The 24,188-nt window shown below is 53.2% G+C and carries 15 protein-coding genes; 13 read left to right on the forward strand and 2 right to left on the reverse strand.

From position 1 onward, the window contains the following. The first annotated feature begins 20 nt into the window (after window positions 1–20). The 5 genes from NST26_RS08015 to NST26_RS08035 all read left to right on the forward strand — a co-directional run bounded on the left by NST26_RS08015 (window position 21) and on the right by NST26_RS08035 (window position 8,229). On the forward strand, window positions 21–2,771 hold the full coding sequence (locus tag NST26_RS08015; protein ID WP_340978981.1) for an exo-rhamnogalacturonan lyase family protein: 2,751 nt from the start codon (window positions 21–23) through the stop codon (window positions 2,769–2,771). A 107-nt stretch (window positions 2,772–2,878) separates the two neighbouring features. Continuing rightward, complete coding sequence (locus NST26_RS08020) at window positions 2,879–3,574, forward strand: DUF1961 family protein (RefSeq protein WP_340978982.1); 696 nt, start codon at window positions 2,879–2,881, stop codon at window positions 3,572–3,574. A gap of 77 nt (window positions 3,575–3,651) precedes the next feature. Next, window positions 3,652–4,452: a polysaccharide deacetylase family protein gene (locus tag NST26_RS08025; protein ID WP_340978983.1), complete on the forward strand. Its 801-nt coding sequence runs from the start codon at window positions 3,652–3,654 to the stop codon at window positions 4,450–4,452. 112 nt (window positions 4,453–4,564) lie between these two features. Further along, a complete protein-coding gene (locus NST26_RS08030; RefSeq protein WP_340980816.1) occupies window positions 4,565–5,761 on the forward strand; it encodes an FG-GAP-like repeat-containing protein in 1,197 nt (398 codons plus the stop codon). Further along, complete coding sequence (locus NST26_RS08035) at window positions 5,761–8,229, forward strand: glycoside hydrolase family 88/105 protein (RefSeq protein ID WP_340978984.1); 2,469 nt, start codon at window positions 5,761–5,763, stop codon at window positions 8,227–8,229. Before NST26_RS08030 ends, NST26_RS08035 begins: the two co-directional genes overlap by 1 nt. 371 nt (window positions 8,230–8,600) lie before the next feature. Here NST26_RS08035 and NST26_RS08040 read toward each other — a convergent pair whose 3' ends face one another. Further along, complete coding sequence (locus NST26_RS08040) at window positions 8,601–8,780, reverse strand: hypothetical protein (protein ID WP_036722620.1); 180 nt, start codon at window positions 8,778–8,780, stop codon at window positions 8,601–8,603. Window positions 8,781–8,982: 202 nt separating this feature from the next. Between NST26_RS08040 and NST26_RS08045 the strand changes: the two genes are divergently transcribed. Beyond that, window positions 8,983–10,368 carry an MATE family efflux transporter gene (locus tag NST26_RS08045; protein WP_340978985.1) on the forward strand — a complete coding sequence of 462 codons (1,386 nt, stop codon included), beginning with the start codon at window positions 8,983–8,985 and terminating at the stop codon, window positions 10,366–10,368. Between the two features lie 212 nt (window positions 10,369–10,580). Continuing rightward, window positions 10,581–14,561 carry an endo-1,4-beta-xylanase gene (locus NST26_RS08050; RefSeq protein WP_340978986.1) on the forward strand — a complete coding sequence of 1,327 codons (3,981 nt, stop codon included), beginning with the start codon at window positions 10,581–10,583 and terminating at the stop codon, window positions 14,559–14,561. Between the two features lie 366 nt (window positions 14,562–14,927). Here NST26_RS08050 and NST26_RS08055 read toward each other — a convergent pair whose 3' ends face one another. Next, the gene (locus NST26_RS08055; protein WP_340978987.1) at window positions 14,928–15,521 is read right to left on the reverse strand and encodes a TetR/AcrR family transcriptional regulator; all 594 of its coding nucleotides are present in this window, start codon (window positions 15,519–15,521) and stop codon (window positions 14,928–14,930) included. Between the two features lie 115 nt (window positions 15,522–15,636). Between NST26_RS08055 and NST26_RS08060 the strand changes: the two genes are divergently transcribed. The 6 genes from NST26_RS08060 (at window position 15,637) to NST26_RS08085 (ending at window position 24,172) form a co-directional block, all read left to right on the forward strand. After that, window positions 15,637–17,055: an MDR family MFS transporter gene (locus NST26_RS08060; RefSeq protein ID WP_340978988.1), complete on the forward strand. Its 1,419-nt coding sequence runs from the start codon at window positions 15,637–15,639 to the stop codon at window positions 17,053–17,055. A 177-nt stretch (window positions 17,056–17,232) separates the two neighbouring features. Continuing rightward, entirely contained in the window at window positions 17,233–18,981 is a 1,749-nt protein-coding gene (locus NST26_RS08065; protein ID WP_340954974.1) for a sensor histidine kinase, read from the forward strand. Beyond that, window positions 18,966–20,420: a response regulator transcription factor gene (locus NST26_RS08070; RefSeq protein WP_340954973.1), complete on the forward strand. Its 1,455-nt coding sequence runs from the start codon at window positions 18,966–18,968 to the stop codon at window positions 20,418–20,420. The genes NST26_RS08065 and NST26_RS08070 overlap by 16 nt, the downstream gene beginning before the upstream one ends. Before the next feature lie 116 nt (window positions 20,421–20,536). Beyond that, entirely contained in the window at window positions 20,537–22,216 is a 1,680-nt protein-coding gene (locus NST26_RS08075; protein WP_340954972.1) for a hypothetical protein, read from the forward strand. Window positions 22,217–22,297: 81 nt separating this feature from the next. Further along, a complete protein-coding gene (locus NST26_RS08080) occupies window positions 22,298–23,236 on the forward strand; it encodes an ABC transporter permease (protein WP_036722608.1) in 939 nt (312 codons plus the stop codon). Between the two features lie 12 nt (window positions 23,237–23,248). Beyond that, window positions 23,249–24,172 carry a carbohydrate ABC transporter permease gene (locus NST26_RS08085; RefSeq protein ID WP_036722606.1) on the forward strand — a complete coding sequence of 308 codons (924 nt, stop codon included), beginning with the start codon at window positions 23,249–23,251 and terminating at the stop codon, window positions 24,170–24,172. Window positions 24,173–24,188: the final 16 nt, after the last annotated feature.

Here is a 24,188-nt window from a genome sequence, read left to right on the forward strand (position 1 = left end):
CATCTAGGAGATGACAGAAGATGACCTCTTTATCCTCAGCCCTGCCAGTCCAGTTACGGTGGCTGAATCCGCCTGCTGCGGCTGCGGGGGTGACCTGGGGTGTTCCCTGGTCTAAGGGAGATCTGAAGCGCGGAGAATTGGCCGCGCTATGTCTTAGCGGAGCAGACGATGGCTCCTGTCTGCCGCTGCAGAGCCGCCCGGCCGCGTATTGGCCGGACGGCAGCATCAAATGGTCTTTGCATTCTGCCGTATGCCCTGAAGGGAGTACGGCAGGATATAGGCTGGAACGCTCTGCCGGGCAGAATGCTGTGCCCGCAGTCTTCGGGGTGTCCGTGGCAGAGACGGAGGAGGCTTATATCGTCGATACCGGCAGCATTCGTTGCACCGTGGTCAAGCATGGCCCGGGTGTGATCTCGCGGATCATGCGCCGGGACACGGCAGAATCCGGTGGACCGGATAGCGATTGTGGATATTCTGGAGCTTCGGAGGCGGGGTTGGGATTAGGCTCGGGTAAGATGGTGTGCAGCGGAAGCGAGCTGGTCTGTCTCCGCGAGCAGCGGGACATCCTCAGCGGGGAGCTGACGCTGCGGCAGGAGCGGTTCACCGGAGTGACGCTGAAGGCCAGTCTGGAGGAGCGGGGACCGGTGCGTGCCGTGATCCGGCTGGACGGGCGGCATAGAAGCACAAAGGGAGCCAGGGAATGGCTTCCTTATACTTTGCGGCTCTATTTCTATGCCGGGCTTGCGTCCATCCGGCTGGTGCATACCTTCCATTATGACGGCAACCCGCAGCAGGATTTCATCAAGGGGCTGGGCCTGCTGTTCAAGGTGCCGCTCAGCGGTCCGCTGTACAACCGTCATGTCCGGCTGGCGGGCAGCGGGGGAATCTTCAGCGAATCCCCCAAGACGCTCCAGACCCGCAGAACCCGGGGCAAATATGCCGGGATGTTCGCCGGGCAGCTCGAAGGGCAGAGCCAGCACTTCGATCCCGTGGAGGATGCCTATTTCACCAGCCTGCTTCAGGATTCTGCGGTATGGAATGACTTCCGGCTGGTGCAGTCTTCCTCCGAGCATTATGCCGTTCACAAGCGTACAGGGCCGGATTGCACCTGGATTAAGGGCGCTGAAGGCCGGAGGGCCGGAGGGCTGGGTTATATCGGCTGTGACAGCGGAGGCTTGGCTGCCGGAGTGAAGGATTTCTGGCAGAAGTACCCGTCCGGGCTGGAGATCAGCGGTACCTCCGGCGCGGAAGCGGCGTTAACCGTCTGGTTCTGGACGCCGGAAGCTCCGGCAATGGACCTGCGGCACTATGATACGAAGACGCATGTCGAGTCCTCCTATGAAGGCGCGGAGGAGCTGCGGGCCACCCCTTACGGCATCGCCAATACGAATGAACTGACCTTGTGGTGTACCACGCGGACACCGGATTCTGCGCGGCTTCAGCAGATGCAGCAGCAGGCGGATGAAACGCCGCTGCTGGTTTGTGAGCCCGAGTATTACCACCGCAGCCGGGCGTTTGGACTGTGGAGCCTGCCGGACCGGAGCACGCCGGCCAAGGCATACCTGGAGGACCGGCTGGACGGGATCACCCGTTTTTACCAGAAGGAGATTGAGCAGCGGAAGTGGTACGGCCTGTGGGATTACGGCGACTTCATGCACAGCTATGATCCGGTCCGCCATGTCTGGAATTATGATCTGGGCGGCTGTGCCTGGCAGAATGCCGAGTTGGTGCCGAATATGTGGCTGTGGGTGAGCTTCCTGCGGACCGGACGCGCGGATATTTACCGGATGGCCGAAGCAATGACCCGGCATACCAGCGAGGTGGATATGTATCATTTCGGAGAATATGCGGGCCTTGGCTCCCGGCATAATGTCGTGCATTGGGGCTGCGGCTGTAAGGAAGCGCGGATTGCTATGGCGGGTCTGCACCGCTACTACTATTATCTAACCGGTGATGAGCGGACCGGCGACATCATGGACAGTGTGAAGGATGCGGATTATTCCACGGTGAATCTGGACCCGATGCGGGCATATTTTCCGAAGGACGAATTCAAGACCCATGTGCGGGTGGGACCGGACTGGGCGGCGTTCAGCTCCAATTGGATGACCCGCTGGGAACGTTATGAGGATACGGCCTACCGCGACAAAATCCTCACAGGCATCGACCGCATCAAAGCGGCCAATCTGCGGCTGATCTCCGGCCCAACCTATGGATACGACCCCGCAACGGGAATTCTCAGCCCAATGGGCGATGACAACTGGGGGCGGCATCTGGCGATCTGCATGGGTGGTCCGCAGGTGTGGTTCGAGCTGGCGATGATGCTGGAGGACCCGGAGTGGGAGGACATGCTGGCGGAGTTCGGTGTCTTCTATAACTTGCCTGAGGAAGAACAGTTGCGTAGATCCGGGGGCGCGATTACAGGCAAGCAGCGGTTTGAGCATCCGGTGCTTAGCGTGGCTATTGCCGCCTATGGCGCATGGGTCAAGGATGACCGGGCTACGGCGGAACGTTGCTGGAGCATATTGTTTGAGAATCCGTTCGGGAAGCTCCGGCTGGAGGAGGAACTGAAGCGGGTTACGTATACGGAAGCGCTGGATGAAGTGGACTGGATGAATACGAATGAGGCCTCACAGTGGTCGCTGAATACGATTATTGCGCTGGAGCTGATCGCTGAAGCTCTGCCTGCACGGGAAGGAGTGTCGGGAGCGGGTGATGCAGCTAGTGCCTTAGCTAATGTGGAAGATGGCGGAAGTGCTGGGGATGGTGCGTGAGCTGGTGAGGAGGCTGGTTCAGGAACTGGTTCAGAATCTGGGATTAGTGCGAGGGCTGGTGCCAGAGTTGACAAGCGTGCGGGTGCCGGGAAAGGAGATGTGGTTCAATGACTACGCAGCAGGCTGATGCAGGCATTCCTGAGGGCTGGCGGGAGATCTACCGTAATAAGCTGGAGGGTCCCGCCCAGTTGGAAGGCTTCCGGATGGAAGGCGATGGTGCAGTTACTTTTCCGCAGGGGCGGCTGCGGCTGGAGAGCACCCGGGGGGCTGAGGAAGGACAGAAGGCGAATGTGGTTTTCTGGTGCCCTGAGGTGTTTCCGGCGGAGCTTGCCGTCTCCTGGAGATTCCGTCCGCTGCGGGAGCCGGGGCTGGCCATTCTGTTCTTCGCGGCTGCCGGTGCCGGGGGCAAGGATCTGTTCGACCCGTCCCTGCCGGTCCGCACGGGCGAATATGACCAGTACCATCATGGGGAGATGGATGCCTATCATATCTCGTATTTTCGCCGGATGTGGGAGGAGGAGCGGGCTTTTCATACCTGTAATCTGCGCAAAAGCTACGGCTTCCACCTTGTCGCCCAAGGAGCCGATCCGCTCCCGGATACCTCCGATATGACTGAGGCCTACCGGATGCTGATGGTGAAGCGGGGGACTGCTGTAACTTTCACAATTAATGAATTGCCGGTGCTGCACTGGGTGGATGACGGCTCGTCCTTCGGTCCGCTGCTCGGCGCAGGCCGACTAGGCTTCCGCCAGATGGCCCCGCTGATTGCGGAATATAGCGATCTGATTGTCTATGCTCCGTGAGGATCGCTGGCTGGGCGGATGAACATATGCGTCCCTCTTAGGGACGGACGATTTTATTCGAAGGAGGCTTAACTGCAATGCCGGGAGTGTATTACTGCTATCCGCAAGGCCGTCATAAGGCGCTGACCATGAGCTATGATGACGGACGGCGGGCGGATGAACGGCTGGTCGGCCTGTTCAATCAGTATGGAATCAAGGGCAGCTTCCATCTGAATTCGGGGCTGCTTGGCGAAGGAGACCGCATCAGGGCGGACGAGGTTGCGGCTCTCTACCACGGACATGAGGTCAGCGTGCATACGCGGAGCCATCCGACGCTGGCGCGCTGCCCGCAGGAGCTGGTCGTGGAGGAGATTATGGAGGACCGCAGGGTGCTGGAAGGGCTGGTCCGCCAGCCTGTGCGCGGTATGTCTTACCCGAACGGCTCCTATACGCAGGAGATCAAGGCGCTGCTGCCGCACCTGGGCATTGAGTATGCCCGCACAGTGCAGTCTACCGGCGGGTTCGCCCTCCCGGAGGACTGGCTGGAGTGGCAGGCGACCTGTCATCATAACCGGGAGCTGCTGGCTCACGCGGAGACTTTTGTGGGGCTGCATAAGCGGCAGTATCTGTACCTGATGTATGTGTGGGGACATAGCTACGAGTTCGACAATGACAACAACTGGGAGCTGATGGAGCGCTTCTGCGCCATGGCGGGCGGACGCGGCGACATCTGGTATGCAACGAATCTGGAGCTGGTGCATTACATGAAGGCTTGCCGGGGGCTGCTGTTCTCGGCGGCAAGGGACTGGGTCTATAATCCGGGAGCGGCTGCTGTCTGGCTGGAGATTGACGGTACGATAGTCGAGGTGCCCGGGGGACAGACTGTGGATCTAGGCTGATACAGAACAGGGATAGAGTGAAGGAGGATGTATTGTGAATCATAAGGATCATAGTCAAAAGCTGCACCGGCTGGCCGGGCTGGATATCTCTGCCGCCGGTCCAAGATGTAAAATGCTGCTCGGCGATCTGGACGGGGACGGCCGGGCTGAACTGCTGCTGGTGCAGCCGGATAACCGCCAGGATGTACGTTATATTCCGCATCAGGTGCAGTGCCTGACGGCTTATAATCTCGATGGCCGTCTGCTGTGGCAGACGGGAAAGCCGGATTCGAACGCAGGCAGCCAAGGCTCCGATTATCCGGCCCAGATTGCCGATATCGATGGTGACGGGGCGCTGGAGGTGCTGTGTGTGATGAAGGATCAGCTGCATATTCTGGAGGGGGCGACGGGCAAAGTCAAAGCGGTTCATCCGCTGCCGGCGAAGGAGGCTCATGACTGCATCATTATTGCCAACCTGTCAGGCGGCAGCTATCCTTCCGACATTATTCTCAAAGACCGCTACCATCAGCTGTGGGCGCTGGATCGGGACTTCCGGCTGCTCTGGACCCATCAGGGCAATGTAGGGCATTATCCGTGGGTGTACGATCTGGACGGTGACGGGCGCGATGAGGTGATGGCCGGATATGATCTGCTGAGTGCGGAGGGCAAGCGGCTATGGAGCTGCAAGGATCTGGACGATCATGCCGACTGTCTGTGGGTGGGCGATGTGAATGGAGACGGGGTACCGGAGCTGGTCATCGGCGGTAGTGTGACGGTGATGTACGACCGTAACGGGCATGAGCTATGGCGGTATGAAGGCTCAGTCGAGTCGCAGCATCTGGCGCTTGGGCGGTTCCGCCCGGACCTGCCCGGCCTGCAGATTGCGGGCCTTGACCGTCTGGTCCGCGAGGACGACGGCAAGGGTCTTCGGGGCAAGGACGCTATGTTCCTGCTGGACCAATCCGGCCGGGAGCTGTGGAAGGAAGAGCGTACCACTGACGGCTGGCTGACCATTGTCGAAGCCGTCAGCCGGTTCTGGCCGGATGCACCCGACTATATTCTGGCGTACCGCCGTGGGGAAGCCGTGCTTCCCGCACTGTATGACGGCTATATGAATATCGTTGTCGAGTTCACCGAGCAGGGCTACGCCGTACACGGGGATCTGCTGGGCAGCGGAACCGAGCAGGTCATTATTTATACGGATGAGCTGGCCGCTGTCTATGCCGGTGAAGCTCTTCCGCTGCAAGCGGTCTATCCCGGGCAGCAACTGCCCCAGCCCAAACGGCTGTACAGCTCCACCCTGTACCCCGGCGGTGAGGTGGCGTTGTGATGGGGGGCAGGGACGAGAATGCAGCGGTGAGTGCAGAGGAAGGGCATGACGTGAAGGGTGATGCCGAGCAGGCCAATGTTCCCGCCTACTTTCATCCGCGTCATTCCATCGTCCGCACAGCCGGAGAGCATACGGAAGCGATGCTTGCCATCATAGCGAATCGCTATATTGGTGCAAATCCGCCGCAGCCTCCGGTCTACCGCGTTCATCTGGAGAACAGCTTCCCGCGCCTGCCGGATTGCCGGTATGAGATGAATCTGAAAGAACGGCTGCCTGAGCTGCGGGACGGGGAATTTGTCTATGCCTGGGGGAAGCTGTGGAGCGATGCAGACTGCGAAATCCCGCTCGCGCTCAGCTGCTTCGGTCCGGTGACAGTCTATGTCAACGGCATTGCCGTGTTCGCGTCCAATCTGAACGATGATGTGTTCCCGGACCGCAAGGCATTCTTTCGTACCGGGCTGAAGGCAGGCTGGAATCAGTTCCTGCTGGAGTGTACCGCCGTCGGCACCGGCTGCGGCGGGATTTTTGGCACCGGGAGCGTGAAGGGGGCTCCGCTGCATTTTCTGGCCCCGACTGCGGAGCGCAGCGGCTGCGAGGGCTGGATCTACAGCGCGCCGCAGCAGAGCAGATGGACGCTGCAGCCGGAGGGCGGCGGCGCTTCTGAGGGAGAGGCTGCGGCGCACCGCGCGGAGCCTTCGCAGCGCGGAAGTGTGCGCTGCGGCGAAGCCGCGGAGGCCGCCGAAGCTGCGCTGGCGGCCCGCTGTGCCTGGTATCCGGCGGCCGGATGGCCGGATACCAAGGCACAGGGCGGGAACCTCGCGCGCGTGCTCGGCGCGGTGCCCGGCGCGAAGGCGCTGGCCTGGAGCCGGCTGGCGGTGAGTGCGCCGGGCGGAATGAACGTCCGGCTGGTCCTCCGCAGCCGGGATGTAGCGGCACTCAAGGTCTGCGTGGATGGCAGGCTTGCCGCCATCCAGCCCGAAGCGAGTGCCGGCCTTGAGTGTGTGCTGCCGCTGAGCTTCGGCAGCCATGACCTGCTGGTCGAGGCCGTGTGCGGCGGCCCCGGGTGGGGCTTCCGCCTGGAAGCGGCGGAGGCTGGGAACACAGCAGAGGTGCAGGTGGAAGCGGAGTGTAGCGCGGCTCTTGCGGAAGCTTCACCCTGCTGCTCTCCGCAGGGAACCTTGAACAAGGGAGCTGGCGCCAGTGGAGTCCACGGCACAGTGAAGCTGGTGAGTCCTTTCCCGGTGGAAGGGCAGACCGGGCCATGGCTGTACCTGGGTCCGTTTCTGCAATCGGCGGCACCGCAGCCTGCGGAAGCGGCTTCTATGGATGCTCCCTTCGGTGAAGGGGCGGAGGAATGCTTTTGGCGGGTGGACCGTCCTGGTGGCGCAGTCAGGCCCTATCTGGAGAGTGCGCTGTACGGACGCTGGAATTATCCGCTGGGGGTGACCCTCTATGGTCTGCTGCGTACCGGTCAGGCTCTGGGCGATCCTCATTATTCCGCATATACCAGAGGACATATTGAGCAGTGTACCCGGCTCCATGCTTATTCGCTATGGGACCGCAGCCGCTATGGTGCTCCGGGTATTAACCAGCAATTGGCGCTCATGGACTCACTGGATGACTGCGGCTCCTTCGGTGCGGTGATGCTCGCCGCTCATGCCGAACAGCCGCTGCATGGAGCGTCCGAAACAGCGGCGTATATCGCCCGGTATATTCAAAATACGCAGTCCCGCGATGAGGAGGGGGCGCTCTACCGTACACGGGGCACCACCGACTTCATGCAGGGAACGATGTGGTGCGATGATCTATATATGAGCACTCCGTTCCTGAGCCGGTATTATCTGTTGACGGGCGATCCCGCTTATCTGGATGATGCAGTGTCACAGTTTCTCCATTACCGTAATCGGCTGTTCCAGCCGGAGCTTGGCATTATGTATCATGTGTATGATTACAAATTCAGCAAGCCGAACGGGGTAGCCTGGGGAAGAGGCAATGGCTGGGTACTGTTCTCGCTGACTGAGCTGCTGGAGGTACTGCCGGAGCAGCATCCGCAGCGGGAAGAACTGCTGGATTATTACCGGCTGTTGTGCGAAGGTTATTTACGGCTGCAGGATGCGGAAGGATTATGGCATCAGGTTCTGACCGATCCCGAAGCTTATGCGGAGGCATCGTGTTCTTCGATGTTCGTATATGCTTTTGCGCGCGGTGTGCGCAGAGGTTGGCTGCCAGAGCCGTATCCATATGCCGATGCAGCGCTGCGCGGCTGGACGGCACTGGCCGAATACTGCATCGACCATCAGGGGAACGTCTATGGCGTCTGCCGGGGATCGGGGTATTCCTTCAACAAACTGTATTACAAGGAACAGCTCACCTGGCAGCTCAACGATACTCACGGAATCGGCATTGTGCTGCTGGCCGGTATTGAAGCGCTTGAGCTTAGGCGGGAACTGGAGGCGCAGCACATGTAAGAGTTGTAGTGTAATAGTGCTGCTGAAAAAAGTAATTTATCAATCAGAGGCTGTTACTACTCATGCAGAGTTATCTTCAATCTGCTTGAGTACGACAGCCTCTTCTTCATGTAGCCGTATAGCCGCAGAACCCGGGAATCGCGCGTATACAGAATACAGCGAAATGAAAGGGATAAATCCCATTGATTCCGCTGAAAATGGACGGTGAGCGAAAATGAGAGGAATAAATCCCTCTGAGCCGTCAGAATGAAGAGCACAAATGCCCCTGAATCCCCCATATCCACGCAAAAAACCGCAGGCGGAAATTCGCTTCCTGCGGTTTTTTTTGCGCGGAGTGCCTTACGGGTATGTAGCACAGGCAGGCTGTGCGGTTAATCCTTATCGATCAGCTCCAGCTTTTCAAGGATCTTAAGGGTGGTAACGGCGGACAGTTGCACAGCTAGTTGAATGCTGGCTTGGCTGTTTCCGCTCTGCTCCAAGGCAGCTTGATTCTCGGATAACACTTCTTCCGTCACCTGCTGGATCAGACTTTTAACGATCTCATTGTTCATAATAGGCTCCTCCTTCCGAATGTAAATACTCTCATTCTATATTTCGGCCGGACCCAGGATTTTACTTAGGGAGCAGGGAATGTTATCCGGTAATCTGAACGAATTCCACTCTTATCACAGACTTGAAGCGGAATCTGTAGTAAACTGGAAGGAATGTATAGTACGCCTGCAATTATTCTACAGAAAAGAATGTGATCAATGTATGCAGCTTCAAGCTCCTCAACCGGCCAAGAAATGGCTGGAAAAATATCTGTCCGGAGACAGCATGGATTACCGGCAAATTATCGCCTTGTTTCTGCCTATTCTCATTGACCAGGCCTTCATTATCGGGCTGAATCTGGTCAACACTGCGATGATCAGCTCGTCGGGTATGGCGGCAGTCAGTGCGGTGAATATGGTGGATTCCCTGAATATTTTTCTGATCAATGTATTTGTGGCGATTGCGACCGGGGGGACGGTGGTGGTTGCGCAGTATAAAGGAAGCGGGAATGACAGCATGGTCTCCCAGGCCACGGCCGGATCGGTTACCTCGGTCTCGCTGCTTGCGGTGGGAATCGGTCTGCTGCTGATGTCCTTCCATACGCCAATTCTGAATTTGCTGTTCGGGACGGCCTCCGCCGATGTGCTGGACAATGCCCGGGTCTATATGATCGGCAGCAGCATTTCGTATCTGGGGATTGCCGTGGTTCAGGCTGTATGCGGTGCGCTGCGGGGCGTGGGCCGGACGCGGGCTTCGCTGATGCTGTCGCTGATTATGAACGTGTTGTATGTTATCCTCAACGTTGTCTTCATTAACCTGCTGGACATGGGTGTGCTGGGCATGACACTTGCGGTCAATATTGCTCGTTATGTGGGGATGGCCTGTGCCTTGATCTATCTGTTCAAGTTCGATTCGGTGCTGCGTGTGCAGTTCCGCGACCTGTTCCATGTTCCGCTTATGATGCTGCGCAAAATCATGTTCATCGGCGTACCGTTCGCCGCAGAGCAGATGTTCTTCAACGGCGGCAAGCTGCTGACGCAGATCTTCATTGTCAGTCTGGGTACGTATGCCATCGCCACCAATGCGATTGCCGGATCGCTGGCGATGGTCTTTCAGATTCCGGCCAGTGCACTGTCGCTGACGATTGTAACCGTGGTCGGCCAGTGTATCGGACGGGGGGATGTAGCGGATGCCCGGAAGTTCATCAAGTCCTTCCTGTGGATCGGTTCCGCCTCTTACGCCCTGGTGGCCTTGATCCTGATGCCGCTGTTCCACCCGCTTGTCTCTATTTTCTCCCCGCCTGCGGAGATTATCGATGATCTGTTCGTGGTGCTGCTGGTCAATGCGATTGCCCAGATTCCGCTCTGGGCCTTCAGCTTCATTCTGCCGTCCGCGCTGCGGGCAGCGGGAGACTCCCGCTTCACCTCGATCGCTTCGATGCTGACGATGTGGCTGTTCCGGGTGGTCTTCGGCTATATTCTCGGGATCGTGCTGGGCTATGGAGTGCTGGGTGTATGGCTGGCGATGAACTGCGAATGGGCAGTGCGCGGAGCGGTATTCCTCTGGCGCTTCCGGGGCAAGAAGTGGTATGCGCACAAGCTGATATAGATACTGCCGGTTAGAAGACTCCTTATTCAGGGGTCTTCTTTGCTATGCAGTCACTCGGAATCATCAATAAAAAGCACGGTACAACCTTTAGTTTCAGGTAAGACGCACTTTGGTCCGTATGCTACGATTTGGGTGGTGAAGGGGGAGGCTTCCACATTAGCTGTAAGCGCTTAACTCATTGAAACCCAAATTCATACAGAGGAGTGCAACGCATGAAGAGAATAATCAAGCAAGTCTCTCTGGTGCTGCTGGCAGCCCTTCTGCTTCTTCCGGCAGGCGGATATCTTCCGGCTGCTCAGGCAGCCGAGGCACAGACCACGGTATATCACGAAACGTTTGCGAATGGCGCAGGTAAGGCAGTTCAGTCGGGAGGCGCCAAGCTGGAGGCGGTTAAGGGCGTTGTTTTTGACGGAAATAGCGATGGGGCAGCGCTGCACGTAAGCAACCGGAAGGATAGCTGGGATGCGGCTGATTTCAACCTCTCGGATATGGGCATGAAGAAGGGCAGCACCTATACCGTAACAGCGGTGGTCTATGTGGATGGCAGCGTAACTGTGCCGAAGGACGCACAGGCAGTGATGCTGACACTGGACGGTTATGGCAATTACGCCGGTGGCGAATATCATGCGGGTCAAGCCGTGACCTTGACCAAGACCTTTACGGTGGACGCGGAGCAGAAGCTGCGCATCCAGTCAGACGATAAGGGAGCCACAGTACCCTTCTACCTTGGCGATCTTCTGATAACGACAGAGTCTACTCCGGGCGGCGGGGAAGAGCCTGTGCGTGAACCGGCTTTGCCGTTCAGCAAGGTTACTTTTGAAGATCAGGAATTGGGCGGCTTCACCGGCAGAGCCGGAACCGAGACGCTGACCGTAACGAATGAAGCGAATCATACTGAGGGCGGTTCATATTCCCTGAAGGTCGAGGGCAGAAACAATACCTGGCACGGCCCATCCCTGCGTGTGGAGAAGTACGTGGACAAGGGCAGTGAATATACCCTGTCTGCCTGGGTGAAGCTGATCGAACCGGCTAGCGCACAGCTCCAGCTGTCTACACAAGTAGGCACAGACAGCAGTGCAAGTTATGTGACCCTGTCCCCTAAGACGATCAGTACGGCTGACGGCTGGGTGAAATATGAGGGCAGCTACCGCTATAACAGCGTGGGCGGCGAATATCTGACCCTGTACATTGAGAGTTCCAATAATGCAACCGCTTCCTTTTATATCGATGATATTAATTTCGAGCATACTGGTACCGCTCCGGTGGATATTCAGAGAGATCTGACTCCGCTAAAAACAGCCTATCAAAATGACTTCCTGATCGGCAACGCGCTATCCGCCGAGGATCTGGAAGGCGTACGGCTGGACCTGCTGAAGATGCATCACAATGTTGCTACCGCAGGCAATGCCATGAAGCCGGATGCGCTTCAGCCAACCAAGGGCAATTTCACTTTTACAGCGGCAGATGCGATGGTAAATAAGGTGCTTGCCGAAGGCATGAAGATGCACGGGCATGTGCTGGTATGGTATCAGCAGTCGCCTGACTGGATGAACTTGACCACGGATGCAGCAGGCCTTAGCGTTCCGCTGGGGCGTGACGAAGCACTCGCTAACCTGAGAGCGCACATCAAGGGAGTTATGGAGCATTTCGGAGACCGGGTCATCTCCTGGGATGTAGTCAACGAGGCAATGAACGATAACCCGTCCAATCCGAATAACTGGCAAGCGGCGCTGCGTAAGGCTCCGTGGTATGAAGCCATCGGTCCGGATTATCTGGAGCAGGCATTCCTGGCGGCCAGAGAGGTGCTGGACCAGCATCCGGAATGGGATATCAAGCTGTATTACAATGATTACAATGACGATAACCAGAACAAGGCCCAGGCCATCTACAGTATGGTCAAGGAACTGAATGACAAGTACGCGCTGACCCATCCCGGCAAGCTGTTGATTGATGGTGTGGGGATGCAGGCGCACTACAATATCAATACGAATCCAGATAACGTCAAGCTATCGCTGGAGAGGTTCATCTCCCTTGGCGTAGAGGTCAGTATTACCGAACTGGATATTCAGGCCGGCAGCCAGAATACGCAGACAGAGAAGGAACGGATTGCTCAAGGCTATCTGTATGCGAGGCTGATGGATCTCTACAAGGCCCATGCCGACCATATTGCGCGGGTAACCTTCTGGGGCATGGATGACCGCACAAGCTGGAGAGCGGAGTCAAGCCCGCTGCTGTTCGACAGGGATCTGCAGGCGAAGCCGGCTTACTACGCGGTCATTGATCCGGCCAAATTCATGGCTGAGCATGAGCCGAATACGGCAGAAGCCAACGTGTCAGAGGCAGTCTACGGCACGCCGGTTATTGACGGAACAGCGGATGGAATCTGGGCCTCTGCGCCTGAGATGGCTGTGAACCGTTATCAGATGGCTTGGCAGGGCGCAAGCGGAACCGCACGTACCCTATGGGATGACCAGAATCTGTATGTGCTGGTCCAGGTAAGTGATGCTGGGCTGGATAAGAGTAATGTGAATGCATGGGAGCAGGACTCTGTAGAGATTTTCCTGGATGAAAATTTCGGCCGCACGACCTTCTATGAGAGCGATGACGGACAATACCGGGTCAATTACGACAATGAAGCCTCCTTCAGTCCGGCAGCCATTGGTGCAGGCTTCGAGTCGGTAACCAAGGTAACCGGAACTAACTATACGCTTGAAATGAAGATTCCGTTCAAAACAATCATGCCAGCCGGCGGCACCAAGGTCGGCTTCGACACTCAGATCAACGATGCCAAGAACGGCGTCCGGCAAAGTGTGGCCGCCTGGAATGATACCACCGGCAACGGCTATCAGGACACTTCCGTCTTCGGCGTGCTGACGCTTAAGGCCAAAGACGGCGCTGAGCCCCCGACGAAGCCGACGCCAACGCCAACGCCAGAACCGGAAGCAACACCGGCACCAACAGCCACACCTGCACCAGTCTCTGGCGGCACCAGCTATAGCAGCAGCACGCCTGCGCCTAAGCCTGCGCAGATTGACAGCAAGGATGGTGTGGTGACGCTCAGACCTGTCGTGAAGACCGAAGGCACAGAGGCGAAGGCCGTAGTTACGGCTGAGCTATGGCAGCAAGCCCTGAAGCAGGCGGCCCCGGCAGCAGACGGACGGAAGCAGATTATCATCGACCTGGCGAACCTGACCGGCGTGGTCTCCTATGAAGCCCAGTTGCCTCTTCAAGGCCTGAAGACGCAGGAGAAGTACGTGCTTGTCCTTCAGAACGGCCTTGCTACGCTGTCTATTCCAAGTGAGCAGCTCGCAGGGATTACAGCAACCACTGAATATGTTAGCATCCGGGTCAAGCAATCCACAGCTGAAGGCGTGAATGGCGCTGCTCTCCAGCAGACCGGAAGCCGTCCGGTGGTGGAGCTGAGTCTGCTTGCAGGCGGGCAGAAGGTAGCCTTGTCTGGCAGCAGCGCGATGACCGTCTCTATTCCTTACAAACCGTCAGTAGCAGAGCTTGACAGCCTGGAGTCTCTTCTGGTCCGTTCACTCACCGGCAACGGCGCGTGGTCTGCTGTGGTGAACAGCCGTTATGATGCAGTGAAGGAAGCGCTGGTGTTCCGTACTACAGAGTTCGGCATATTTGCCGCAGCCTTCGCTCCGCCGGCCTTTACAGATCTCGGCAGCCTGTCATGGGCGAAGCAGGCAGCTGCTGCCATGGCTGCGCGCGATATCCTTCCGGGTGGTAACAGCTTCATGCCGGCGGCACCTATGAACAGAGCAGACTTCACAGCCTCGCTGGTGAAGGTGCTGGAGCTTAAGGCTGCTGCTGAAGCAGTTGCAGGCTTCAGCGATGTCCAGAGTAATGCGGCATATAGCAAGGAGCTTGCGGCCGCGAAGCAGCTCGGTATCGTCACAGGCTATGCGGGCAATACCTTCAAGCCAGCGGGCGTCATCACCCGCCAGGAGATGATGGTGATTGCAGCGCGTGCCCTGAAGGCGGCCGGAATCATGGCTGAAGGCAGCGGATCGATAGCATCTTACACCGATGCCGGTCAAATCTCCGCCTATGCCAAGGACAGCGTGTCAGCCTTGCTGAAATACGGCGTAGTGAACGGTAAGAACAATAAGCTTGCTCCGGGGGACACCCTCTCCCGTTCGGAAGCAGCGGTAATTCTGTACCGGATCTGGAAGCTGTAAAGTTACTTCTAATAAGACAGAGAAACAGCCAGCCGCCGGGCAGATTGCCGGTGACTGGCTGTTTGTGGTTGCAGCCGGATTATCGTGCTGCTCCTCCAACTCCAACTTATAATTCCGATTCAAAAATCCTGCTTAAACTACAACATTCACTCACATTACATCAACTATTACTCGTATTGTTGTACAAAAAGCAGGAATATCCTGTCTTGAAGCGGCTTAGCGAAGATATTCCTGCAATTCCTGCAACAATCTCCCGGGGAATCCCCATATCCTAGATGCCGAGTTGCAATACATGCAACATTAGCCCCACAGCAAAGAAATTAAGGGCGAATGACAGCCGTAAAGCTGATGGACGGGAATGAAGAATTACCGTTTCAACACCAGCGGAAGGTACACCTCGTCCACAATATTGGCGATCGTCTCCTCCGACATAGGTGCGTTATACAGCATCAGCTCATGGCGGGCCAGATCGGACGGCAGAGTGAGCATTCGGGGAGTCACGGCTTCGGCAGATACTTCTCCCCGCTCAACAGCCCGCTCCAGCAAAATCGACATGGTCCTGTTTTGACGCCCATGGGGGAAAATATAGGAGGCAAGCGGCATATCGCCCATTTCTGCTACAAGTCCGTAGAAAGCATTCAACATGACTTGAATATTATTCTGGTTCATGGCCCGCAGCACCCCGCATACATCATCCCTCAAGTTCCCGTTATCCGGCACTTCCTCCAGCGGCAGGGGCACACGCTCCCGGATAGCAGCAAGCACAAGCTCAGCACGGTTGGCCCACCGGCGGTAGAGTACGGCTTTGCTTGTTCCCGCCCGCTCGGCCACACTATCCATCGTAAGATTGGAATACCCCTGCTCTGTCAACTCTTCCCGTACGGCCTGGAGTATAGCGGCTTCGAGCTCCTTGCCTCTGCGTCTGTTCTTCAATTTATCCTGTTCTTGAGAAGTGGACATACCGGTCTCAACCACCTTTGGAGAATTTCGTTGCGTTTCTTATGAGGATAGTATATCATAGGCTCAATTAAGAAACTTTAAGTTTCTTATTAGCGACCAAAGGGAGATGATCAACTTGCAAAATCAAGCTAAACCAGCACTTGAACCAGCTGAACAGCAGGCAGCAGCCAAGAATTTGATGTGGATTCTTATGCTTGGTATTCTGGCTCCGATCTTCGATACGACGATAACCAATGTGGCGATTGATACGCTGGTCCGGGAATTTAACACCTCGGTATCCATTGTTCAGTGGGTGATGACCGGATATCTGCTGTCGTTTGCGATGGTTATTCCTATAACAGGCTGGGCTGTGGAACGGTTTGGGGGAAGGAAGATGTGGCTATTTTCGCTGAGTCTGTTTTTGCTCGGCTCTGTGCTGTGCAGCATGGCGTGGAACGTGGAGAGCCTGATTATTTTCCGTACCCTTCAGGGGATCGGCGGGGGCTTGCTGATGCCGATTATGCAGACCTTGGCCGTACGTGCCTATGGAGGTCAGGATATGGGCAAAAGAATGGCGACCATAGCTATGCCAGCGCTGCTTGGGCCCATTCTGGGACCGGTGCTGGGAGGACTGATCGTCAATCATCTGAGCTGGCGATGGATCTTTTTTGTCAATATTCCCCTCTGCCTGGCTGCCATAATTGTTGCGTGGAAGGGGCTCCCCCAAGAAGAGCATAATGCCCGGACGCTGCGGCTGGATGTGCCTGGACTTTTATTGCTGTCTCCGGCTATCGTGCTTATACTCTATGGCCTTGGAGAAGTCAGCTCCCACCACGGCTTCGGTCATGCAGCAGTCCTTGCTCCCGTTATAGCAGGTGTGGCGCTTTTGGCAGTATTCGTGATCCATGCCTTCCGCAAGGGAGACGAAGCGTTGATTGATGTCACGCTGTTCCGGGTACGCTCTTTAATCGTGTCCTCATCGCTGCTGTTTCTATCCGGCTTGACCACCTATGGGGCAATGCTGCTGCTGCCGCTCTATCTCCAGCAAGTCCGCGGTGAATCTGTGCTTATGTCCGGCCTGCTGCTCGTTCCCCAAGGTATCGGGATGCTGCTGACCAGATCACTGGCCGGCAAACTGACAGATCAGATCGGATCGAGACCCGTGGTTCTTGTAGGAACGGTCCTTACCATCCTTGGCACTTGGCCGCTGACGCAGCTTGGCGCAGATACGAGTTACTATTTTCTGAGTGCGGTTCTTATCGTGAGGGGGGCTGGATTAGGAGCTGTTTTTCTGCCGGTTATGGCTTCTGCCTATATCGGTCTGTCCTCGAAGCAAATCCCGCACGCCAGCAGCACCACCCGTATTATGCAGCAGATTGGCGGTGCCTTCGGCGTATCAGTTATCGCAATTATTTTACAAAATAAGCTGAATTCCGTCCTGACTCCTGACCCGGCCGCAATGGCCGTTGCCTTCGATCATACGTTTATGTGGACGATTGCCTTCTCGGCTGTGGCGTTAATTCCGGCTGCCTTCCTGCCAAGAATAAGGAAATAGTGCGGCTGGTGCGCAAGTGCAATTATACTTCATTTCCCTGAGATCCATTGTTGCGAATGGTAGAGTGGTGTATCCGTTTATCTGAATTCAAGGTATAATATCGGACAAAGCGCGTAAGGATGACTCTGGAATTTATAGAAAGCGCTATCTTTGCAGGCAGATTGGAGGAATGTGTATATGATCAAGCGGTTTCAAAGAGTTAGCCTGGTGAAACAGATTATCTATCTGAATGTGCTGATGCTAAGCTTTCTGCTAGTATCCTTTCTCATTTCTAATTATATCGCGCAGCGTATTGTCGAGGACAAGGTTACGGAATCCGTTAACAAGCTGATGCTTCAGCTGGAAGCAACCATGAAGAATTTCTATAAAGATATGGATGGTATTTCATACTCCTTGTTGTACAGTCCGACGCTTCAGCAATATCTGAGCACAAATGATGCACTGACACATATTCTTATGGACGATGATATTGTCTCCCAATTTTCTAGTACACTTTCTTTGAAAGAAGACATTAAAGGGATACTGCTCTATAACAACACGGGCAAGCTGATTGCCAATTTAGGGGAAAAGGCGAATATTACACCTAAAAATCAGGCATCTGTCATTGAATATACTACTTCCATATTACCCAACAGCTCCTACTACACAATATCTGTTCCTGTCTATAATCTGCAGAATAATATCAAGTTAAAGGATTACCGGGGAATGTGCGTATTTCTAATGGATGGAGCCCGCTTTAATGAGCTGTTACAGACATCGAAGCAATCCCCCCATTCCAAATTCCTGCTGCTGGACGAGAAGGATGTCATCATTGCGGGAACCGCTCCGCAAAATTACGGCGAAGTTTTTCATTCTGAGAATTACTCTAATCGTCATAAATATCTGGTTCAGGAAGCGGTTCTTAAAAATACCGGCTGGAAGATTATTAGCGTCCTGCCCAAGGCCGAAGTGCTCCAGGATGTGAGTACCATCAAGAACCTTAATATTGCTACCTATATTGTAATCTTTTCCATGCTGCTGCTCTTCCTGGTTGTGTTCTATAATCAGGTATTTAAGCCTGTCAAAGCGCTCCTTGATTTTGTGAAATCCTACACGAAAAAAGGGAAGGACAGAAGGTTCTCAGTGACGTTCAACAACGAAATCGGAGTCCTGGGCAGCCGCTTGAACCAGATGCTCGATGACATCGATCATCTAAGCCGGGATATCCAGGTCGTTCAGCAAAAAGCCTTTGATATAGAGCTGATGAAAAAGAAAATGGAGATATCGGCCTACAGGAATCAGATTAATCCTCACTTTTTGTACAATACCTTAGAATGCATACGTGCGATTGCCCTTTTTCATAAAGCTGAGGATATCGCGGAAATCACCTCTTCTCTATCCAAGATGTTTCGTTATTCCATTAAAGGGGCCGGATTTGTCAGTATAGGTGAAGAGCTGCTCTACCTTCGGGAATATTCGAGAATTATTGATTACCGCTTTAGAGGGAAAATACAAATTCGAGTGGAAGCGGAAGAGCGCCTGCAATCGCTCTACACTCTGAAATTATTACTGCAGCCGATCGTAGAAAATGCAGTTTTTCACGGACTGGAGACAAAGGTCAGCTCTGGATTGGTTACTGTGCAGGTAAACCTGCTGACAGATGAGCTTGTTTGCTTCACAGTCAAAGATGATGGCGTAGGAATGAGCGGGCAACGGCTGGAAGAGGTGAGGGCACAATTAAACCGGTTTGAAGGTCCTGTTGTGATGAATGACGGAGGCGTGGGCATCGGCTTGGCCAATATCTATCGTAGAATAAAGCTGTTCTATGGAGAAAATGCCCAAATGACGATCGAGAGCAAAGTAGACGAAGGGACCACGGTGATCTTGACGGTACCGATCATGGAGGAGCCCGGAGAAACGGAGGGAGAACTATGCTTCAAGTCCTGATTGTTGATGATGAACCTTGGGTAGCGTACGGAATTGCCCACATGATTGACTGGAACAGTCTGGGTTATGAGATTATCGGTGAGGTGTATGACGGTCAGCACGCCTTGGAGATGATTACCGAGCTATTGCCGGATCTGGTCATTTCCGATATTCGTATGCCTGGATTAAGCGGAATTGAATTACTGGAGAGAATAAGAGGGCTGCAGTTAGAGACGAAGGTTATTCTTGTAAGCGGATATACCGATTTTGAATATGCTCAGAAAGCGATCCGTTATGGGGCATTCGACTATCTGGTCAAACAGATTGATGCCATCAAACTGGAAGAGGCTATCCATAGACTTACCGTAGAGATGAATAGAAAACGGGAGGCTTACGAGGAATATAATTTGTTGCTGGGAGATTTATTTGAGTGGCTGAATCCGGCGAACAAATTCACAATCGAGGATTTTCAGGTCAACCAAGAAGTCACCGCAGTGCTTCCGGATTATCGCTTCATATGCTGCCTGTATCCCGCAGACTCCAGTCCTGGAATAGCGGAAGGGAGGCATCAATATCCCCATTTGAGTGTCACCTCCTTACGAACGGGTTATGATAAAATTTCGCTGCTGCTCAATTATGACGAGCATATGGAGCCTTTGGAGCTACTCGATTTTATTACCAATGAATTGTCCGATGCCAGGTATATCGGGATAAGCGGTATAGGGGGAGCTACCACGCCAATCTCCAGGCTGTATCAAGAATCGGAGATTGTGATGTTCAGCGCATGCTTTCATCAAACCGAACAACTCGCGCATTACAAACCGCCTGTTATCTCCACGCTGATTAGAAAATGTCTATTAAAGCTGGAGCAATCCATTAAGGAAAAGGATAACATTCAAGTGGAGGTTCTGCTGGAGCAGATCAGCGAGGAATGCCGCCATTCCCTTATATACATTGATCAGATTGCAATCATCTATAATCAGGTGATCTCCATTATTCATAAGTATCATCATCAATTAAGCCCGGACAATGAGCTGGAATTCTTATCGTATGAACAGATTATTCGAATGTATCATACGCCGGAACAGCTGTTTACCAGAATGAAGTCGTTGCTGGAGCAGTTGAGTGAGCAAGATATCCACGTTTCCAATGAGGCCGTCGAGAAGATTATCGCCTATATCAACAGCAGGTATATGCATGATCTGTCGCTCAGTGAAATCGCCAAAATGTTTCATCTCAGCCTGGGCTACTTAAGCACGTTGATCAAGAAGGAGACGGGAGTCACCTATTCGGAATACATCATGCATAAGCGCTTGAGTATGGCTAAGGAACTACTTGGAGATTCCTCCCTGTCTGTGGCAGAGGTGGTCGAGCAAATTGGCTATAAGGATTATTACCATTTCAATAAGCTGTTTAAGAAGAACTTTGGAATCACGCCTAGCCAATACCGGAAAATATAACGTTGAAAGAAGAACAAAACACCAAAATAGAAAAATTCAGACATCTTCATCCTCATGAATCTGAGCTACGATAGAGATGTTCCAAACACACAGATTAAGGGAGGTCACAAAAGGCTATGAAACTAAAGTATATGATGGCTCCGGTTCTGACACTGGCTTTGGCACTAACGGGGTGTGGTTCAACGAGCAAAAATGAAACCGCTAACAAACCGGAAGGGACACAAAATTCGGCACCAGCTGTAAGCAAAGCAGTGTGGTTCTCGACAGTGGATTTCTGGAATCCTCCATCCACATGGAGCACCGATCCCGGCACTGTTCAAGGTATAATCACCGAGAAGACCGGTTTAACCTTTGATTTCAACATACCGGCACAAGACGGAGAGACGAAGTTGAATTTGATGCTGGTTTCCTCAGGTGAAAACTTCCCGGATTTGCTGACCATAACAAGTGATGTACTGGGGAAAAAGCTGATTGAGGCTGATAAAGTGTGGAAACTGGATGAATTTTTGCAAAAATACGATCCGGATTCTCATCTGCTGAAGGATTTTCCGGCGGATGTGAAGCAGACGATCATTGACCGGGATGGCGGCTTCTATGCTTTCCCAAGCCATATCAACTCAGAGGATGCCAGAAAGCAATATCCTCCTTCCGGACAATTCTATATCGATACTATTGATTACGCGGATAACAATGGGATTGTGGTGAATGGCAATATTCTCAAAGAGGCAGGTTTGACCCTTGATGACATCAAGACGGAATCCGGTCTGCTTGCCGCCTATCAAAAGATTAAAGATATGAATTTGAAGGTATCCGGGGCTGCGGTGATTCCGCTTCTGGTCGATGGCAAAAGCTATCAGGAGCCTACATTCGACTTCCTGAAGAGCACCTTCGGGGCCATGCCGGTAGATCAGAATGGTAACTACAGAGACCCGCTATTGGCACCGGAAACGAAGGAGGCCTTGAGCTTCTTGTACAAGGCGATGCAGGGAGGCTATTTTGAACCTGGACAGATGACGGTGGATAATGCTGCAGTGAAGGCCGATATGGCATCGGGCAGAGTCTTTACTTTTATCGGTAATATGGCCAATACTTCCTTCCAGCTCAATAATTACTGGACATCCTCCGGTCCTATTCTTTCGGATAAGGGAGCGAAGCCTGTACTTGCGAAGAACCAGCGGGCAGGCGGTGGCTGGATGCATACCTTTGTCTCGAAATCTGCCAAAGAACCGGAGAAGCTGGCTAAATTCATAAGCTTCATGAGCAGTAAAGAAGGTATGCTTTTGCACAACTACGGGATTGAAGGTGTTCATTATAATCTGGACGATCAGGGACATGTAGTGAAGACAGAGCAGGGGCTCAAGGATGCGACCCAGTATATGACTACGGGCGTGAGTGCATTCTGGCCATTTAATAATACCTCCTTCTCCTATAGTCTAGAGTCTGCTCCGACCGAAGAAACAGACATGGCGGCTGTAACTGCCAACCGGGTTGCTTCGGCTTATGGCAAATCTGAAGAAATTCAGATCTATAATAATGCGGCACTCAGTCTGCCGCAGGATCTATTCCCTGCCGACAGTCAATTTGCCAATGATGAATTGCAGATTAAGAACTACAAAACTGCCCAGATCGCTAAAATAATCATGTCGGAAAATGATGCGAAGTTTGAGCAGCAATATAATGAAATGATCGCACAATTAAAGAAGCTTGGCATCGAGGCTTTGGATAATGAGCGGGATAAATATTTTAAAGAAAAGAGTAAGCAGTATGGAGTAGAGGTTAAAGGGATCAACTCCTGATTACCAGAGGATGAATGGTGCCAAAGCACGTGGAACAACATGATGCTTTGGCACTCTTAATGTAAAGATAGGAGGGTAAGTATGCCATCCAAGCGTAGAAAAGGATACAGGCTGGGATATGATTTCAAAACGCAGTTTGAACTCAAATTAATGCTGTTTCCAGCAGTGGTATTGATCTTTGTGTTTAACTTTACTCCGTTATTTGGTCTTCTGATGGCTTTTAAGAGCTACGAACCCGCTATGGGCATCAAGGGAATCTTTACAAGTGACTGGAATCATTTTCAGCATTTCACCAGGGTGTTTCATAATTTTCAATTCTGGCCGATGGTACGGAACACTTTAGGGATCAACCTGCTAAGCGGTTTAATAGGAATACCGGTAACGCTCTTTTTTGCCCTGATTCTCAATGAAATACAGTCTCCCAAGTTCAAATCCTTGGTTCAGACCATAACCTACTTACCCCATTTTCTCTCCTGGGTTATTTTTGGCGGACTTTTTATTACACTGCTGAATACTGACGGTATAGTTAACTACTTGCTGCTGGAGTTCCATCTTATTGACAAACCGCTGCAGTTTTTGGCGGAACCGAAGTACTTCTGGGGTATAGCCATTGGAACTGGACTGCTGAAGGATCTCGGCTGGGGTGCCATTCTGTATCTTGCGGCCATTGCCGGTGTCGACCAGAGTCTATATGAATCGGCTGCCATCGACGGAGCGGGCCGTTTGAAAAGAATGCTTCATATTACGATTCCCGGAATCATGCCTACGTTGATGGTTTTGGTCATATTTGCCGTAAGCGGCATGCTAAACAATAATTTCACCCAGATTTATGTTTTACAGAATACATTGAATCTACCGGCAAGCCAGGTTATAGATACTTATGTTTATCAAACGGGAATGCTGCAATTCCAATTTGCCTCGGCGACGGCAATAGGGTTGATGAAGACTGTGTTTGCCCTGTTGCTTCTGGTTGGTGCAAATACTGTCTCCAATAAATTGACTAAGACAGGTTTGTTTTAAGGAGGACGTTGTATGGTTGGAGGGAAAAGTTTAGGAGAACGTACGTTTAATTTGTCTACAATCATCATTATGGTGATTCTTATGGCTGTAACTATCTACCCGTTCTGGTTCTCCCTCATCAGTTCCCTGAACAGTGGAGAGGATCTGCTTCGCGGTCCAATCTTCTTATGGCCGAGAGAATGGACATGGGCCAGCTGGGAAAAGGTGTTGATTGATCCGGGAATCCTTCAGGCAGCTTGGATTACGGCGTCGCGGACGATTATTGTTACGGTTGTATCCATGCTCTATACATCGATGTTCGCGTATGCATTCTCCAGGTCTTATCTAAAAGGGAAACAGTTCTACGTGGTGATTGGCTTTGCCAGCATGTATTTCAGTGGCGGGTTGATTCCATCCTTTATGCTGATGAACTGGCTGGGCTTATACGATCATTACCTCGTCTACATTTTGCCGAGTATTTTTGGAGGCTTCTATAATGTCATCATCTTTAATGCGAATTACAAGGGCATCCCGGACTCTTTATTTGAGTCGGCGAAGATGGATGGAGCCAGTGAGTTCAGAATCTTTTTCCGGATTGTCTTACCGCTATCGAAACCGGTCATGGCAGCACTATCCGTATTTACAGCAGTGAATATATGGAATGATTACGGTACAACACTTTATTTCACACAATCCAACCATTTGCAGACTTTACAGTATGTCATCCTCAGATTAATTCAGTCGAATCGCGCGGTTGAGAACATGATGAATACGGTGGACGGCTCCAACCTTGCGGTAGCACAATTACTGAATAATACCGGAGGACAAGGCTTGGTCACGGCTCATACCATTGAGCTTGCCGCTATGGTCATTGCGTCCATTCCGATGATCATCTTATATCCGTTCGCGCAGCGCTTTTTCATTAAAGGAGTGTTGTTGGGATCAGTTAAAGGATGAATGGATATTGACTGGA

The sequence above is a fragment of the Paenibacillus sp. FSL R7-0128 genome, assembly GCF_038002245.1.
GTDB lineage: Bacteria > Bacillota > Bacilli > Paenibacillales > Paenibacillaceae > Paenibacillus_AQ > Paenibacillus_AQ silagei.